The sequence below is a fragment of the Claveliimonas sp. genome (assembly GCF_037273965.1).
GTDB classification, from domain to species: Bacteria; Bacillota; Clostridia; order Lachnospirales; family Lachnospiraceae; genus Claveliimonas; species Claveliimonas bilis.
The window spans coordinates 1-17,675 of record NZ_JAYAZJ010000084.1 but is presented as its reverse complement, the minus strand read 5'-3'; the positions used below and the strand labels follow the sequence as shown (position 1 = coordinate 17,675).

At 45.3% G+C, this 17,675-nt stretch carries 15 protein-coding genes and 1 tRNA gene; all 16 read right to left on the bottom strand.

All coding sequences use genetic code 11. The features are described from left to right. Nucleotides 1–110: 110 nt before the first annotated feature. Nucleotides 111–183: transfer RNA gene (locus tag WJ238_RS07840), tRNA-Gly, on the bottom strand. A gap of 156 nt (nt 184–339) precedes the next feature. Further along, nucleotides 340–2,145 (bottom strand): aspartate--tRNA ligase, encoded by a 1,806-nt coding sequence (gene aspS, locus WJ238_RS07835; protein ID WP_316270654.1) that lies wholly within the window; start codon nt 2,143–2,145, stop codon nt 340–342. Nucleotides 2,146–2,163: 18 nt separating this feature from the next. Beyond that, nucleotides 2,164–3,435: a histidine--tRNA ligase gene (hisS, locus tag WJ238_RS07830; RefSeq protein WP_256195351.1), complete on the bottom strand. Its 1,272-nt coding sequence runs from the start codon at nt 3,433–3,435 to the stop codon at nt 2,164–2,166. Then, nucleotides 3,420–4,895 (bottom strand): coproporphyrinogen dehydrogenase HemZ, encoded by a 1,476-nt coding sequence (gene hemZ / locus WJ238_RS07825; protein ID WP_316268613.1) that lies wholly within the window; start codon nt 4,893–4,895, stop codon nt 3,420–3,422. Before hemZ ends, hisS begins: the two co-directional genes overlap by 16 nt. A 119-nt stretch (nt 4,896–5,014) precedes the next feature. Next, a complete protein-coding gene (locus tag WJ238_RS07820) occupies nt 5,015–5,635 on the bottom strand; it encodes an MBL fold metallo-hydrolase (protein WP_316268612.1) in 621 nt (206 codons plus the stop codon). Nucleotides 5,636–5,661: 26 nt separating this feature from the next. After that, complete coding sequence (locus WJ238_RS07815) at nt 5,662–8,010, bottom strand: RelA/SpoT family protein (protein ID WP_337606621.1); 2,349 nt, start codon at nt 8,008–8,010, stop codon at nt 5,662–5,664. Nucleotides 8,011–8,060: 50 nt separating this feature from the next. Further along, entirely contained in the window at nt 8,061–8,585 is a 525-nt protein-coding gene (locus WJ238_RS07810) for an adenine phosphoribosyltransferase (protein ID WP_316266771.1), read from the bottom strand. An 85-nt stretch (nt 8,586–8,670) separates the two neighbouring features. Next, on the bottom strand, nt 8,671–10,437 hold the full coding sequence (recJ, locus tag WJ238_RS07805; RefSeq protein WP_337606619.1) for a single-stranded-DNA-specific exonuclease RecJ: 1,767 nt from the start codon (nt 10,435–10,437) through the stop codon (nt 8,671–8,673). A 62-nt stretch (nt 10,438–10,499) separates the two neighbouring features. After that, on the bottom strand, nt 10,500–12,689 hold the full coding sequence (secD, locus tag WJ238_RS07800; protein ID WP_230106513.1) for a protein translocase subunit SecD: 2,190 nt from the start codon (nt 12,687–12,689) through the stop codon (nt 10,500–10,502). A 3-nt stretch (nt 12,690–12,692) separates the two neighbouring features. Next, on the bottom strand, nt 12,693–14,102 hold the full coding sequence (gene scfB / locus WJ238_RS07795; protein WP_337606617.1) for a thioether cross-link-forming SCIFF peptide maturase: 1,410 nt from the start codon (nt 14,100–14,102) through the stop codon (nt 12,693–12,695). A gap of 124 nt (nt 14,103–14,226) precedes the next feature. After that, entirely contained in the window at nt 14,227–14,370 is a 144-nt protein-coding gene (gene scfA, locus WJ238_RS07790; RefSeq protein WP_008976445.1) for a six-cysteine ranthipeptide SCIFF, read from the bottom strand. A 72-nt stretch (nt 14,371–14,442) separates the two neighbouring features. Then, nucleotides 14,443–14,817 carry a TIGR04086 family membrane protein gene (locus WJ238_RS07785; RefSeq protein ID WP_256196147.1) on the bottom strand — a complete coding sequence of 125 codons (375 nt, stop codon included), beginning with the start codon at nt 14,815–14,817 and terminating at the stop codon, nt 14,443–14,445. 81 nt (nt 14,818–14,898) lie between these two features. Next, nucleotides 14,899–15,444, bottom strand: a complete 546-nt coding sequence (gene spoVT, locus WJ238_RS07780) for a stage V sporulation protein T (protein ID WP_256196149.1) — start codon at nt 15,442–15,444, stop codon at nt 14,899–14,901. Between the two features lie 104 nt (nt 15,445–15,548). Then, the gene (locus tag WJ238_RS07775) at nt 15,549–16,091 is read right to left on the bottom strand and encodes a hypothetical protein (protein WP_230106517.1); all 543 of its coding nucleotides are present in this window, start codon (nt 16,089–16,091) and stop codon (nt 15,549–15,551) included. Further along, a complete protein-coding gene (locus WJ238_RS07770) occupies nt 16,082–16,714 on the bottom strand; it encodes a DnaJ domain-containing protein (RefSeq protein ID WP_337606616.1) in 633 nt (210 codons plus the stop codon). Before WJ238_RS07770 ends, WJ238_RS07775 begins: the two co-directional genes overlap by 10 nt. Next, entirely contained in the window at nt 16,695–17,564 is an 870-nt protein-coding gene (locus WJ238_RS07765) for a DUF5685 family protein (RefSeq protein WP_316268602.1), read from the bottom strand. Before WJ238_RS07765 ends, WJ238_RS07770 begins: the two co-directional genes overlap by 20 nt. Nucleotides 17,565–17,675: the final 111 nt, after the last annotated feature.

Below are 17,675 nucleotides of genomic sequence, written 5' to 3'. Positions count from 1 at the left end.
CGATTATTCATTATGAGAAGATACGAAAAAAGTTGTATTTTTTTAATAATGCAAAATAGCTATCAAAATCATTATCTCACCAGACAATCATTTCAATAGCTATTCTTCAGAGCGACAGACGGGGCTCGAACCCGCGACCCCGACCTTGGCAAGGTCGTACTCTACCAACTGAGCCACTGTCGCATATCTTGTAGTTCGTGTTCATCAGAACAATAAATAATATACTATATGATGTTTTGTTTGTCAACACTTTTTTCAAACTTTTTTATTTATTTTTTCCCTGCTTTTTACAGTCCTGGCAGACGCCGTTTTCTATTCGGCGCCTGCCAAAACAGGCTTCTATTCCTGGATTTCTTTCTTTTCTTCTCTTACAATCTGAAGTCCCAGTTCATCCAGCTGTTTTTGGTCTACCGGCGTAGGCGCTTCTGTCATAAGATCTGATGCATCTTTCACCTTAGGGAAGGCGATCACATCACGGATACTGTCCTCTTTTGCCATCAGCATGACAAGACGGTCCAGACCATATGCCAGTCCTGCATGAGGCGGCACTCCGTATTTAAACGCATTCAAAAGGAATCCGAACTGCTCCTTGGCCTGTTCGGGCGTAAAGCCCAGCACCTCGAACATTTTGCTCTGTATTTCCTGATTAAAGATACGGACGCTTCCTCCGCCGATCTCGTTTCCGTTCAGAACAATGTCATAAGCCTTTGCACGGACTCTTCCCGGATCTGTATCAATATACTGCAGATCTTCTTCCATAGGCATTGTAAATGGATGGTGCATTGCCGTATAACGGTTCTGCTCTTCACTCCACTCAAGAAGCGGAAATTCTGTGATCCAGATAAATTTATACTCGTTTTTATCCAGCAGTTCCATCTGGCGCGCCAGCTCAAGTCGGAGATTTCCAAGAACATCCCAGACAACTTTATTTTTATCAGCTGCAAACAAAAGAAGGTCTCCGTTCTCTCCCTCCATTGCCTGAATAAGGGCTGTCATTTCTTCTTCTTTCATAAATTTCGCAAAAGAGGATTTTACCGTTCCATCCTCCTGGATAGCAATATAAGCAAGGCCTTTTGCACCGAAATCTTTTGCAAAATCCACCAGCTTGTCAATTTTCTTTCTCGGCATTGCACCCTGCCCTTTGGCGTTGATTCCCCGGACAGTTCCGCCGTTTTCAATAGCCCCTTTAAATACAACAAACTCACAGTCTTTGACAACTTCTGTCACATCATGAAGCTCCATACCAAAACGGATATCCGGCTTATCGGAACCGAAGCGGTCCATAGCCTCCTGCCAGGTCATCCGCGGGATTGGAAGAGACACCTCCACACCCAGCACTTCATGGAAAAGTTTCTTCAGAAGCCTCTCATTGACATCGATCACATCATCCACATCCACAAAGGAAAGCTCCATGTCGATCTGGGTAAATTCCGGCTGGCGATCCGCACGCAGATCTTCATCACGGAAACATTTTGCAAGTTGGAAATAGCGGTCGCATCCGGAGCACATCAAAAGCTGCTTAAAAAGCTGCGGAGACTGTGGAAGCGCATAAAAATGTCCATGATGGATACGGCTCGGCACAAGATAATCCCTGGCTCCTTCCGGCGTGCTTCCCACAAGAACAGGCGTCTCTATCTCCAGAAAACCTTCCTCTGCCAGAAACTGTCTTGTCAGTGTAGCCACCTGGCTTCTCATAAGCAGGTTCCTCTGCATATCCGGTCTTCTAAGGTCCAGATAGCGGTATTTCAAGCGCACTTCTTCCTTTGTTTTGGAATTTTCTTCTACCTGAAACGGAGGTGTTTCCGCTTCTGATAAAATACGCAGTTCTTCCGGGATGATCTCAATCTCTCCGGTGGAAATATTTTCATTGACAGCGCCGGAGCGTTTCTCTACTGTTCCCACAATTGCCACTACATATTCTGCACGAAGCTTTGCAGCCTTTTCCAAAAGCGCCGCCTCTGTTTTTCCTTCTTCAAAAACAGCCTGAATGATTCCGGAACGATCCCGCACATCAACAAAGACCAGTCCCCCTTTATTTCTGTTCTTCTGCACCCATCCCATCACGGTAACTTTCTCACCGATCTGTGCTGCAGACAGTTCCCCACAACGGTGGGTTCTTTTTAAACCCTGCATTGATTCTGCCATTGTTTCTCTCTCCTCCTGTTACAGCTTGTCCACGGAATCTGCATAACAATCTATGATCGTCTCATATCCGTCTCCCATAAGCTGTTCCTTTTGAAATTTTTTATTTTTCTTCATATTCGCTACCAGAACCTGTTTTCCTTCTTCTCTGTCCTTCTTGGCAAGTCCCAGTACTTTCAGCACGCCTTCTTTCGGCATGTTTTTTTCCATAAGATAAGCCTTTTTCTCGCCTTTTCTGGGCACTTCATATCCGTTTTCCAGAAGAAGCATAACAATTCTCTCAAAACCGATTGAAAATCCGCAGGCCGGCGTATCCTGGCCGGTAAACTTCCCGATCATCTTATCATAGCGTCCTCCTCCGGCAACGGAACCGCCGAAGTCGTCCATCACAACTTCAAAAATCGTTCCTGTATAGTAGGACTGTCCCCGCACCATAGTCGGAGTGAATTTTATCTTAAAATCAGCTTCTTTTGCAGCCTCGACGCTGGACATGATCATTTCCATGCTGTCTGCTGTCTCTGCTTTGAGGAAATCTCCCAGCTTTTCCTTCAGGAAACGGATACCGCCTGCATCTTCAGGAGTCTCTTCAAAGAGTTTAAGATAAGTATCTACATTTTCTTTTGCATATCCAAGTTCCATCAGCTCTTCTGCCACAGCTTCCGGACCGATCTTGTCCATCTTATCCAGAATGATAAATACATCATCAAAGTCCTTTTCCGCGAATCCGCTGTAAGCGGCCATGGCTTTGAGGATATTGCGGTCATTGATGCATACGGTAAAATTCCGGAAGCCCATTTTTCCAAGCATCGCTGTAGTGGCAAGGATCAGTTCGATCTCTGCCAGGTTGCCCGGCTCTCCAAGAATATCGATGTCACACTGAATAAACTGACGGAAACGTCCTTTCTGCGGACGGTCCGCCCGCCATACATTTCCGATCTGCAGCGCTTTAAAAGGAGACGGCAGATCATTAGAATGATTGGAGTAATATCTTGCAAGAGGCACAGTCAGATCATAGCGCAGACCTCCGTCCACCACATCCGCTTCCTCTGTTGCCTCGGCAATTTTCAGCTTTTCCCCGCGTTTCAAAATTTTGAAAATAAGTTTTTCATTGTCTCCGCCCTGTTTGCTGCACAGATTTTCAATGTGCTCCACGCAGGGAGTTTCCATAGACATGAATCCGTAGGTTTTATAGGTGTCTTTGATCATCTGGATCACGTAATCTCTGATTTCCATTTCTCTGGGAAGGATATCTTTCATTCCCGTGACCGGTTTTTTCTTCAGCGCCATAGCCATTCTCCTTTTCGTTCTATCATTTCATCAATACGTCCAATGTAATCCTTGATATTTTTTACATTTTCCACCCGCATCAATGTAGTCTTTCTCTGATTCCTGCTTCCCGGAACAATAATCGGCTCATCCAGAAGAATCTTTGTAGAAGCGCCTGCTCCGGCTGCAATAATCGACTGCTTTTCTTCCATAATAAGTATATTGTATATTCCCGCTTTGTCAACCTTTGCATAGCCAACATTTTCAAAATTACCGGCAATATTTTTCTGACGGTACAAATAATAGGGCACAAGATCCATCTTTGCGGCAGCTTCATAAGCTTCCTCGATCATTTTGGGAAGTTCCTCACCCATTTTCACCGGCGCATGTTCCAAAGAAGCGATGGTTCCCGTAGTTGTCTTTTCCTGACCCATTTTTGCCGCCCGCTTAATGGCAAGAGCATGGACAGTCAAGCTGTCCGGGGCCATTTCACAGATTTGGGACAGCGTATTTTTCATATCTTCCGCCCGCTCCCCGGGAAGCCCTGCGATCAGATCCATATTGATATTATCGAATCCCATCTCTCTTGCAAGAGCGTATGTCTCCCGGATGTCCTCCACCGTATGTTTCCGCCCGATCAGATCCAGAGTTTTTTGCTGCATCGTCTGGGGATTGATGGAAATTCGTGTAATTTCATGCTGCCTTAAAACCTTTAATTTCCCTTCCGTAATACTGTCCGGCCGGCCGGCTTCCACCGTGTATTCCAGGAGGAATTCCCGTGAAAACGTCCGGTCAATGTGAGTGAGCAGGCGGTCCAGCTGCTCCTCGCTTAAAGTAGTCGGCGTTCCTCCTCCAATATAGATCGTGTTCAGTTTCTTATTTTTTTCTTTTGCCCTCTCCCCAATGTAGGACAGCTCCTTCAACAGGGCATCCACATAAGCTTCTATATGATCTTTCCACGCATCGACAGAGCCGGAACTGAAGGAACAGTAGCTGCATACCGAAGGGCAAAAAGGAATACCTACATAAAGGCTGTAACCATCCCGGCAGTCCAGGCCGCTTAAGATCTGTTTTTCGCGTCCGGCAATCTCATAAGCAAGTCTGGCCTTTTGGGGCGTCACAAAAGAGTCTTTTGTAAACCAGTCCACAAATGCCTCCTCATCCATGCCTTCCTCCAGCTTCTGCATGGCAAGCTTTGTAGGGCGCACCCCTGTCAGGATACCCCAGGCCAGTTCCCGCTTCGTATAGCTTTGGCAGGCTTTGTAGAGCTTCACATCCACCATATATTTTCTCTGCTTCCGATCCTCGATTCCAGACAGCTCACACTCCTCAACCGTCAGAATCTGCCCATCCGGAAACTTCATGCGGAGCGTCTCCCCAAGCCCCTGATCCACTGTCTGATGCACTTCCTCCTCCGGAAAAAAAGCCTTCACCAGGTGGTAGGCATTGTATGCATATAAATCTTCCTTACAGCTCAAAAAAATCATAATATTTACAGCCTTTCTTTCACCTTCGCAGTTTTACCCGGGGTATTTCGCAATTTTACCCAGGGATTAACGCAGTTTGGGACGTAACACTTTTAAAGTTTGTTACGTCCCAAGTTGCGTTAAACAAACGGATTATGTTCTCTTTCGTAACCGATCATAGTCTCGCCCATATGTCCCGGATACACTTTCACATCGTCCGGCAAAGTGAAAATCTTCTCCCGGATCCCGCGAACTAAATCTGACATGCTGCTGTTGGGGAAGTCGGTTCTTCCCACAGAGCCCTGAAACAGAGTATCTCCGCTGAACAGCACTTTTTCTTTTTCCACATAATAACATACTCCTCCAGGTGTATGGCCCGGCGTATGGAGTACAAGGAAGTCATATCCGGCAAGGAATAACACCTGATTGTCCCTGATATAGGTAACATCGGAAAAAGTGAATCCTGCTGTATAAATCCCGGAGAGGTTCAGCGCCGGATCCTTCAGGGTGTCTTCTTCCTTCTCATGCACATAAACCGGCACAGGAAACTTTTCAAGAAAGCCTCCTATTCCCATCGTATGATCAAAATGGCCATGCGTCAGTAAAATGGCCGTTACTTTCAGTTCTTCCTCTTTTATATAATTGAGGATGGAAGGCGGGCATGCAGCCGGGTCGACAATGACGGCCTCTTTTGTCTCTTCATTGGAAACGACATAGCAATTAGTACTGATAATTCCCGTGACAAATTTTTCTATCTTCATGCTGTTTTCACCTCATATCTTATTTTCTATCCCACTGCACGCTCAATGTCTATAACGCCTTCCAGCTGTCTTAATTTTTTCACAACCAAAGATAGCTCCTCCCGTCCATGGACGATAAATCCGGCCTCAATAGTCGCCGTTCCCTGTTTGCTGGTCCGTACATTCATAGATTTTACATCTATTTTGCACTCTGTAAAAATTTTAGACATTTCCATCAAAAGTCCCTGTCTGTCATGAGCATACATTTTAATTTCCGCCAAATACTGGCCGCCGGTTTTCTCTGCCACATCGCTCTCCCACTCTGCATCGATGAGCCGGGCTCTTTCTGCTTCTGTAAGATGAAGCATGTTGACACAATCCGTCCGGTGAATGGAAAGCCCCCTTCCCCGGGTCACAAAGCCAACAATCTCGTCTCCCGGAACCGGATTGCAGCATCTGGAAAAACGCACTGCCATATCGTCAATTCCTTTTACTACGATTCCGCTCTTTGATTTGGCAATATGCACTTTGTTTTTCGCAGCCTCTGCCACTTTTTCAAGAACAACCTCGTCTGTAATCTCCTGCTTATGTTCTTTTCCATATTCCTCTACAAGACGGTTTACAACCTGCCCTTCTTTCAAACCTCCGTGGCCGATGGCAGCAAGAACCGAATCCCAATCCCGAAATCCGTACTTTTTCTGCACAACTTCCTGGTATTTCGGTTTCATGATATCGCTTAAAGTAATGGTTTTTGCCTTGCAGTAAGCGGCCACCATCTCTTTTCCGCGGATAATATTCTCTTCTTTAAACTCTTTTTTGAACCACTGGTTGATCTTATTCTTCGCCTGGGTACTTTTGACAATATTGAGCCAGTCTCTGCTTGGTCCTCTGGAGTTCTGAGAAGTCAGAATTTCAATACGGTCTCCGTTTTGAATCTTATAATCAATATTTACCAGCTTCCCGTTGACCCTGGCGCCTACCATCTTATTTCCCACCGCGCTGTGGATGGCATAGGCAAAATCCACCGGCGTCGATCCGTTGGGCAGGCTCTTTACATCCCCGTTTGGAGTAAAGCAGTATACATCTTCTGCAAAGAGATCCAGATCTCCTTTGAGCATACTTAAGAACTCTCGATTATCAGACATATCTTTCTGCCATTCCAGAATCTGTCTTAACCAGTTCAGCTTTTCTTCTTCCTGGGCCTTGACATTCTTCTTTCCGTCGTTTGATTCCTTGTATTTCCAATGAGCGGCAATACCATATTCCGCTGTTTTATGCATCTCCTGGGTACGGATCTGTATTTCAAAGGGCTGTCCCACAGAACTCATCAATGTCGTATGGAGGGACTGATACATATTTGCCTTAGGCATGGCGATATAATCCTTAAACCTTCCCGGTATGGGCGTATACATCTCATGGATCACGCCAAGAGCCGCATAGCAGTCCTTAACGGAATCTACAATAATGCGCACCGCGAAAAGGTCATAGATCTGATCCACCGTCTTATCCTGGTTGACCATCTTTTTATAGATACTGAAAAAATGCTTTACTCTTCCATTGATCTCAGCTTTGATGCCTGCATTTTTAATGTGCTGCGACACTTCCTCTACAATCTGCTGCACAAACTCTTCCCGCTCTGTTTTGCGGGCGTTGATCTGATCCACAAGGTCATAGAAGACTTCCGGCTGCGAATATTTCAGCGCAAGGTCATCCAGCTCCGTCTTGATCTTGGAAATACCAAGTCTCTGTGCGATCGGAGCATAGATGTCCATAGTCTCTTTTGCCTTTTCTTTCTGCTTCTCCGGACGCATAAACTGCAGTGTCCGCATATTATGCAGCCTGTCTGCCAATTTTATGATGATGACACGGATATCCTTTGCCATAGCCAGGAACATTTTTCTTAAATTTTCCGCCTGAACTTCCAGTTTATCCGATGAATAGGACAGCTGTCCCAACTTCGTCACACCGTCAACAAGAAGAGCCACCTCTTCTCCAAATTCTTCCTTGATCCCTTCTTCCGTCATGACAGTATCTTCCACCACATCATGGAGCATCCCTGCCACAATCGTCTCCTTGTCCATCTCCAGATCTGCAAGGATGATCGCAACCCACAGAGGATGAATGATATATGGCTCACCAGATTTCCTGCACTGTCCCTCATGAGCATTCTTCGCAATCCGATATGCCTTTTCCACCATAGACACATCTGTAGAAGGATGATATTTGCGTATCCGTCCGATCAGCATTCGATAAAGCTCATCCGGATCCTGGTAATCAGCAGGTGCTTTTACTGCATGTCCGTCAACGATCTCCAGTCCCAGCATCTGATTTTCCATAATGGATTCCGGCGCTATCCGGTTACGGCTGTCAGATTCATATGTCGTGATCCCCGCCATATCAATTCCCTCCTTTCTCTTCCTTTTCTTTCACACTCTACAAACAATTCTTATTTACCCGGATAAATAATGACAGAGTCCAGATCATAATCACCCAGCCTGTCCCGGCCTTTCAGTCCAGCCAGTTCCATAAGAAATACTATCTTTACTACCTCTCCTCCAAGGCCTTCCACCAGCTTCACGATTGCTTCTGTCGTTCCTCCGGTGGCCATCAGGTCGTCGATGATCACAACCTTTTCTCCCGGCTTTATAGAGTCACGGTGCATTTCAATAGATGCCGTTCCATATTCCAACTCGTATTCAATGGAAACTGTCTCTCTTGGAAGCTTTCCTTTTTTACGAACCGGAATAAACGGTTTTCTCAGATTATAAGCAATGGGGACTCCGAAAATAAAGCCTCTGGACTCTGGTCCTACAACAACGTCAAAATCTATCCCTTCCAGTTTCTCCTGCATCAGATCCACTGCAAGGTGCAGCCCGTCCGCATCTTGCAGCACACTGGTCACATCTCTGAAAATAATCCCCTCTTCCGGAAAATCCGGAATACTTGTTACATATTCTTCTATCGGCTTCATTGTCAAGCCCTCCTATCATATATTTCCGAAGTTAACACTATATTTTAGTATAGCATTAATTCCCCTTTATTGGCAAGAGTAAGCCTTACGTGATCTGATAATGGGTCAGCGTAATCTGTACCCTCTTCTCTCCCATATATTCATTGATACCCGGATAATAAGTAACGGACATACGTATCCTCTGACAGGCCCCGGCAAAAAAATTCTTCTTTACTTCCGCTCCATAATGCCGTTCCACTTCATCCAAGTAAGCCGAAGCATCTCCAAAATATACTGCCTCCATAGAAGTACCATAGCTGTCCCTCACCTGCATCCGCAGCATGTTTCTCTTCTTTCCGATCAGACGAGCTGCGAGAACTTCCACTTGTCTTTGCGCAAAAACCGGTTTCGGATTCCCTTTTCCAAAAGGCTCCAACAGCTCCAGTTCCTTTATAAACTCTTCTGTCACCTGTGCGAAAGGAAGCTCCATATCAATGGATACCTTTTCCTGCATGTCCTCCTCTTTCAAAGTACAGACTGCATTGATTCCCTGACGGAACCGCTCTACATTTTTTCTTGGAAGAGACAGTCCTGCTGCCAGTTTATGACCTCCGAACCGCGTCAGAAGAGCGCTGCACTTATTCAGCTCTTCATACATATGATAGGCTTCGATGGAACGTCCGGAACCTTTTACTTCCTCTCCTGAATCTGTCAGTACAAAAACCGGCTTATAATAATATTCCCTGATACGCCCCGCCACAATCCCGGCCAGACTTTCATGGCACTTTGGCAGATAAAGGACAAGTACTTTGTCCCGCCCTGCTGCTGTTTGTTCTACCAGTTCCATGGCCTGCTTTACTGCGTCCTCTGTCATATCTTTCCTGCTGTCATTCAACGCTTTCAGATCTCCTGCCAGAATATCCGCTTCCGCCTTTGTTCCGGCATCCAGAAGCTCCAGCGCTCTTTTGGCCGTATCCAGCCTTCCACTTGCATTCATGCAGGGCCCCATGACAAAGCCGATATGATAGCTGCTGATTCTGGCAGGATCGATCTTTGTACATTCCATAAGAGCTTTCAGTCCCAGATTAGAGGTAGACTGCAGCATTTCCAGTCCCTGCCTGACAAAGACCCGATTCTCCCCTGTAAGATCCATCACATCTCCCACTGTTGCAATCGCCACTTCTTCCATCAGATAATCGATATCTGCCGAATCTTTCCCCGAAGCTTCATACAAAGCTTCCATCAGTTTATAGGCAACGGCCGCTCCGCACAGCCCCTTGAAGGGATAGAGGCAGTCCGCTCTCTTAGGGTCCACCACTGCATCAGCCGGAGGAAGGACATACTTTCTCTCCCCATTTTCCTCCCGGTAGGGAATCTCGTGATGATCTGTCACAACAATGGTCATCCCAAGGCTCTTTCCATAGGCAATCTCCTCCGCTGCTGCAATTCCATTGTCACAGGTTATGATCGTGTCTGCCCCGGCTTCTTTTGCCCGGTCAATGAGATTTTGATTGATCCCGTAACCATCCGTCATGCGGTCCGGAATATCAATGTCTACTACTGCCCCAAGTCCCCGCAGGCCTTCCATCAATATATAAGTCGCATTTACTCCATCAATATCATAATCCCCGATGATACGGATTCTGGCTCCCTCCCGGATCTTTTCCAAAAGAATCTCTACCGCTTTGTCCATATCTTTCATCAGCATCCCATCATACAGATCGGCAATCGTTCCATAGAGATAATCCTGTATTGCCTGATCTCCGATAATTCCCCGATTTCTTACAAGTACTGCCAGATAGGGACTGATATGGAATTTTCTGCTGATACTTTTAAAATCTGCTCCCTTTCTAAGTAAAACCCAACGCTCCATCTTTTTTCTTCCTTACTATGCAAAAGAGGAGTGCGCCGAAACTGCACCCCCCTTCTTCTGTTCTATTTTTTCTTTTTTCCTTTCTTTCCGGCCTTCGCTTCTTCCGCCTTCTTTCCGCCGATCTTCGTTTTCATTACATACCACAGAGCCCCTGTGATACATACGGAAGAATAAGCCCCGCATACGATACCAACCATCAACGGCAGTGCAAACTCCTTGATGGAGCTGACACCAAGCACATACAGCACTGCAATTGTCATGAAAGTAGTCAAAGAAGTATAAATACTTCTGGTAAGTGTCTGTGTGATACTCTTATTGACCAGATATGCAAGATCTGTCGTTTTTGTCTGCAGCTTAAGCTCCTCGCGGATACGGTCAAAAATGACAATAGTCGCATTGATCGAGTATCCGAAAATTGTCAGAAGGCAGGCAATAAAGGTATTTCCGACAGATATTCTCGCTGCTGCATAGAACACAATAACAACCAGAACGTCATGCAGGAGCGCCAGAACCGCACTGGTGGCAAACCGGATATCTTTAAACCGGAACCAGATGTAAAGCAGCATAAATACCGTCGCCACGATCACCGCAACCACTGCGTCTTGCCGCATCTCGCTGCTGACAGTGGAACTGATGTTTTCTGATGTGATCTTACTTTCGTCTACCTGGAACTGATCTACAAGGGCCTGATTCAATTCCTCACGTGTATCCAGATCCAGTGTTACAGTCTTGATGATAACCTGATTGGTATCTGCAACCTTCTGTGTCTGTACGTTTTTGTCTCCCGTTACTTCTTCCACAACCGGAACAATCTGGGAGTCGATCTCATCGATCGTATAGTCTTCATTAAATGTCACATTGGTTGAAGTACCGCCCTCAAACTCCAGGCTATAAGCCATGGCTCCATTTCCTCTGGCGGAATTGATACCCATATATGCGGCACCTGCAATAATAACTACAAGAGAGATTGTAAAAAATATCGCTTTCTTCCCCACAAAATTAATGGGTTCTCTTTCTTTTCTCGGACGGTAGTAAAGTTTTTCATTTTTAAGTCCTACCGCATAAAATGCGAAGACGATCATTCTTGTAATGACGAGCGCTGTAAACATGGAAACAACAATACCGATTCCCAGAGTCTGTGCAAATCCTTTTACGCTTCCGCTTCCAAGGAACCACAATACGACTGCCGCGATTAAAGTTGTCACGTTTCCATCCACAATAGCTGACATCGCCTTGTGGAATCCGGCTTTCAATGCGTTTCGTACACTCTTGCCTTTTGTCATCTCTTCTTTTACACGTGCAAAAATGATGACATTGGCATCCACCGCCATACCGATACTCAGGATGATACCTGCAATTCCGGGCAGAGTAAGGGTCACATTAAATGCATTTAAAATTACCAGAACAAGCCCTGTATAAATCAGAAGCGCAAGGCTGGAAGCAAGTCCCGGCAAAAGATATACAAAGCACATAAAAAGGAATACAAGACCAAGACCGATCGCTCCGGCCATCAGACTTGTACTGATCGCCTGTTCTCCAAGCTGTGCTCCCACCACATTGGAACGCAGCTCTTCCAGCTCAAGCTGCAGCCCTCCGATACGGATAGTAGAGGCGAGATTTTCTGCTTCTTCATAAGTAAAGTTTCCTGTAATATAAGCCTGTCCTCCAGTGATTGCCTGCTGTACTGTCGGCGCACTGATCGTTTCCCCGTCATAAATAATTGCAATCTGGCTTCCTACATTGGCACTGGTAGCTTCTGCAAATTTATCCGTTCCTTCTTCGGTCAGATCCAGTTCTACCGAATACTCAGTGGCTCCGGTTGTACTGTTCTGCCCGGACTGGACAGAAGCCGTTTCTACATCTGATCCTGTGATAACCGTCTCCCCATCCATTGTCTGAAATTCCAGAGAACCCGGCTTACCGAGTTCATCCAGGATCGTATTTGCGTCAGTTACGCCTGGAATTTCAATATTGATCCGGTCATCGCCTTCCTGATAGACACTGGCCTCCGTACTGTACTGTTCTACACGCCGCTGCAGCTTGTAGATCGTATCGCTCATTTCCTCGCTGGTAGGATTCTCGTCTTTTACCTGGTAAGTAATACTGACACCTCCGGCCAGGTCCAGGCCCAATGTAATATTTCTGGTTGCCCCTGTTCCCAGCTCGCCAAAGCCTTTGAAACAGGTAAAGGCAAGAAGCACCAGCAGCGCTGCTGTTACGATCAGGCTTATTATGCCCTTCTTCTTGTTCATCGCCTACACTCCTTCTTCTTCTATTTGCGCCATTGCCGCCTTCATCATAATCGCGCATTCCACACGCTTCCTCTGCATTTCACAGCCGATATCATAAGCATCATGGATGGTTCCATGGAAATTATAAGAGTTAGCCATGCAGCCGCCGCTGCAGTAAAATTTTGCAAAACAATCTTTGCATTTTTCCTTGGAGTAGACGCTGCATCCGCGAAATTCCTCGGCAATCTCCGGCTTTGTGATGCCTTCATCCACATTGCCCATCAAAAATTCTTCTTTTCCAACAAATTGATGACAGGGGTACAAATCTCCCCAGGGAGTCACTGCCAGATATTCCGTCCCGGACCCGCAGCCGGACAAACGTTTGGAAATGCAGGGACCTCCTTCCAGATCGATCATAAAATGGAAAAAATGAAAGCCCTTTCCTTCCTTCTCTCTTTCTATCATTATTTTAGCAAGCTTATCATATTCCTCACAGATCTTCGGGATATCCTCTTCGCGGATCGCATAGGGATCAGATTCCTCTCCCACTACCGGCTCGATAGACATCTGTTTAAAGCCAAGATCTGCAAAGTGAAGAATATCATTGGAAAAATCCAGATTATTTCTTGTAAAAGTTCCTCTGATATAATATTTCTCCTGGTTTCTGCTCTCAGCAAGTTTCTGGAACTTCGGCACGATCAGGTCATAGCTTCCCTTGCCGTTCCGGAAAGGTCTCATCTGATCGTTAATTTCCTTTCTTCCGTCCAGGCTCAGCACCACATTGTCCATCTCTTTATTGATAAACTCCTGTATCTCATCATTCAGGAGCACACCGTTGGTTGTTACAGTAAAGCGGAAATGTTTATCATGGATCTTTTCCTGTTCCCTGCCGTATGCCACCAGATCTTTCACTACCTGCCAGTTCATCAGTGGCTCTCCGCCAAAGAAATCCACTTCCAGGTTCCTCCTGCTGCCGGAATTTCGTATTAGAAAATCCAGCGCTTTGCGGCCCACTTCATAGCTCATCAGCGCCCTTCGGCCATGATATTCTCCTTCTTCCGCAAAGCAGTATTTACAGGCAAGATTACAGTCATGGGCAATATGAAGACAGAGTGCTTTGACAACCGTCTTTCTCTTCTTCACTTCCCCCACATAAGACTCATAGACATCCTCTGTAAAAAGCCGTCCTTCCCGGGTAAGCTCTTTAATGTCATCCAGCGCATCTTCTATATCTTCCTTTTTATATGTATCCTGCATTCGCTCAAGGAGCATTTCTTTTGTCTCCGGCTGTTCCAGACTTTCGATGGTAGGATCTTCTTTTCCTTCCTGCAAAAGCTCCAGCATCCGGTAACACAGATCGTCCACAAGATGAACGGCTCCGCTGTACACATCCAGGACAATATTATATCCATTGTTACGGTACTGATGTATCACCTTTCGTACCCCTTTCTGTCGCTAAAATTCCTCTAAAAAAGCACAAAATGTATCGTATAGGAACCTGGGTTCCTATACGATACAAAAATTACCTTATTATTGATCTTTTCTGTTCATCAGATTCCTATTTCTTCTGTTCGCATGTCTGATTTCCTACTGTGCAGGAAGTTTTACAAGCGGATTGACAGGATGTCTGACATTCCCCACATCCACCTTTTTTCATTGTATTGTTTAAGGTCTGTGTGTTTAATGTTTTTATGTGTTTCATCCTTGCAGCCTCCTTCTCTTACTTTAACTTATGCTATTATAGCACATGCCCCTGCTTTTTGGAAGCACTTTTTTAGGAAATCATTCCCCCGATCATGCCTCCTCCCGCGCACAGAAGAAAGGTTGTCACCATGTGTATTCCGCTGCCGTCAAGGCTTCTGTACACTCCCAAAGTAATGAATACAAGGAGCAGAAAATACAGGATTCCTATTGCCAGCCCCCATACAAACCGCCTTACTTTGGCTGTTTTTCCGATCACGATCCCTCCTACCAGAGTCGCTGCAATGTAGATAGCAACAATGCCTGCCGATACTGCCTGCTCCCCCAGATCAAGCTTATACAGCAAAAAGGCCAGCCCCACAAGGAGCACTCCTGTTACAATGTACGAAATCAAAAGTGCCTTTAACACCCACAATATTTTTGTTTCTTTCCCCATCTTCCTATCCATATCCTTTTCTCCTTGTCCAGTCATTTCCTATCTAATTGATATGAAAAGACCGGGGCGTTTATGAGTAGGATATGGATTTTTTTACTGCTCCATCTGACGGCCCAGAAATCCCGCACCACAGGCGGCCAGTTTCATTTCTGTATCGTTCATTTTTTTTCTGTCGTCTGCCTCTAAAAGGATCACGCCTCCAATGACATCTCCCTCGGCAAGAATGGGAGAAATTACTTCCTGGCTGTATCCGCTGTGTTCCTCCGTAATTTTTATAAATCCTTTATCTCCCTGCGACGCAAAGATATCACGGCGCCCTTCCAGCGCCTTTTCCAGTGCTTTGGTAATGAATTTCTCCTGAAAATCTTTTTTCCCGCTTCCGGAAGCCGCCACTATCTGATCCATATCGCAGATACAGACCAGCCTCTCTGAGGTCTGCGCCAGACTGTCTGCATACTGTGCGGCAAACGCCGACAGTTCCCCGATGGGAGAATACTTTTTCAAGATAATCTCTCCTTCCCGGTCAGTAAATATTTCCAGCGGATCTCCTTCCCGGATTCTCAAGGTCCTCCTGATCTCTTTTGGAATGACCACCCGTCCCAGATCATCGATCCGCCTTACAATCCCCGTTGCCTTCATAATAAAATTTCCTCCATTTTACATTCTTTCCATTTATCTTGCTTTTTGTAGATAACGGTAGTATCTGTAAAATAGAGGAAATTATACTCTTCCATCTGCCTTTTCTAATCTTTTATTTTAAAAAGTCTGCCTCTGAATCCGGGCCATACATGTCCCTGAAAATACTCATACGCATTGTCATATATCCACAGCAGGATCTGACCTCCAATCAGCACTGCTGCCGCCATCCCTCCGGATAGCTTCTGTGAAAACAAAATCTCCTGAAAAAATACCACAAGAGGAATGTACATTAGATTAAACAAAACAAATTTCATTCCAAAAAAAATCCCTCTTCTTTGAACTTTTCCCGGGCCTTTTGCAAGAAGTCTCCACATCCCTTCCACCGCAGTAATATAAAATCCCATGGCGGCAAAAGTAAGCACATAAAATTTATTCGGCGCCAAAATCACTCCCAGCAGCACTGCCGCCAGATAAAAGGCAACTCCCATTTTCATGCCCATCTCACGGATCACAATTCCGACAAAATAGGATCCTGCTGCCAGAAAAAACAGTGTCCCTGTTTCAAACACACTGCCCAGCGCCATGCAAAGAACACATAACGCAAGCAGCAGTCCCCCAAACGCCATCATCTTCGTCTTTACATGCATTGACAAAGGTCTCCTCCCATACATTCGCAGCACTGGTCTGCAATACAAAGATCGCAGCACATATTTCCTGTTCCGCAGCTTCCTCCTCCCATTCCATATCCGCCGTAAGGATTACTCTGATACCTTCGGCTGTTAAATTCGATCTGATTCAAAAGCTGCCTGTACTGTACATTATTCGGTTCCATATTGACTGCCTGAGCCGCATGATCTCTTGCGACAATATTATTTCCAAGTCCTGCATTGGCAAAGGCGCTTGCATAATACCACATAGAAGTCCGGTTTGGCATACGATTCAAAAGATTCAGCGCTTCCTGATATCTCCTGTTATTGATAAAATTAATGACCGCCTGCATCTCCACATCCTGATCGCCGGATGACTGCTGCTGATATCTTCCATAATTATAAGAATTGGATGTCTGTCCTCCGCCTGTTGACCTCTGGCGCATAATCTCATCGTATGCTTCCTGTATTTCCTTGAACTTTTCTTCCGCAAGATCTGCCAGCGGATTGTCTACATTGGCATCCGGATGGTACTTTCTGCTCAAATCCCTGTAAGCTCTTTTTACCTCATCATCAGATGCATTGGGAGAAACCCCCAGAACATCATATGGATTTTTCGTCATTGTTTTTTTCGTCCTCTCTTCTATCGGTTTCTTTTTCTTTCTCTTGTATACTTCGATAACGATTCCATACTCCATCATACAAAATATTTCTTAAAATGTCTATATCTAATAAACAAGGAAGTTTTTCAAATTCCGCACTGCACTCGCCCATCATCATACACAGGATGTCCCTCATCCTCTCCTCATAATCTTCCTTTTCTGAAAGTTGTTTCAACGGGTTGTATCTGCCGGCCCTTTGATCCTCCTCCAAATCCTCATAGGCATCCATGATATAAATAAATTTCCCCAAATAAAATCCCATTCTCCTCAATGTTTCTGCCCATACATCTTCCCGGACAGCCAGCATCTCTCCCATCATACGGCCGAAACATCCTGCCGTTCTGTCAATATCAGCGCTGCTCTCTCTTTCCAGGGCTGAAAGTTCTTTCAATTCTTTTTCAAAGACACGGCTCTGTCTCTCATAAATATGAGAGAGTTTTTCCTTTTTGGACTGCAGCAGTTTTGTTCCAATCAGACTTTTTTTCTTTCTGTCATCTTCCCAATCGTCTTTCAAATGATAGTAAGACATCAAAATATTCATATCTGCACAGTATCCTGTCATTTCATTCAAAAGCATTCTCTGCCTTTTGACCGGATGTACTTTACAGCGATGCTCTTCCTGAATATTCGGACTCTCATACAGGGAATGCAAAAAGATCAGCACAAAAGTCATATCATATGTAAGCGTCATCTGCCCCATAGCTCCATATTTCTTTTTCAGTTCCTGACACAGTCCGCAGTAATATGCTTTATATCTTCTGAAGTCCTTCATTTTGAGCTCCGGCTCATAAATTCTTATATATCCAAACATTTGCTCTCCCTGCACTTTTTATCTAAAATATTCTGCCAGTTATTGTATCAGATTTCCTGTGTTTCCGTCAATTCACCTCCCACCCCTTTTCAATATGCCAGATCGGAAGAG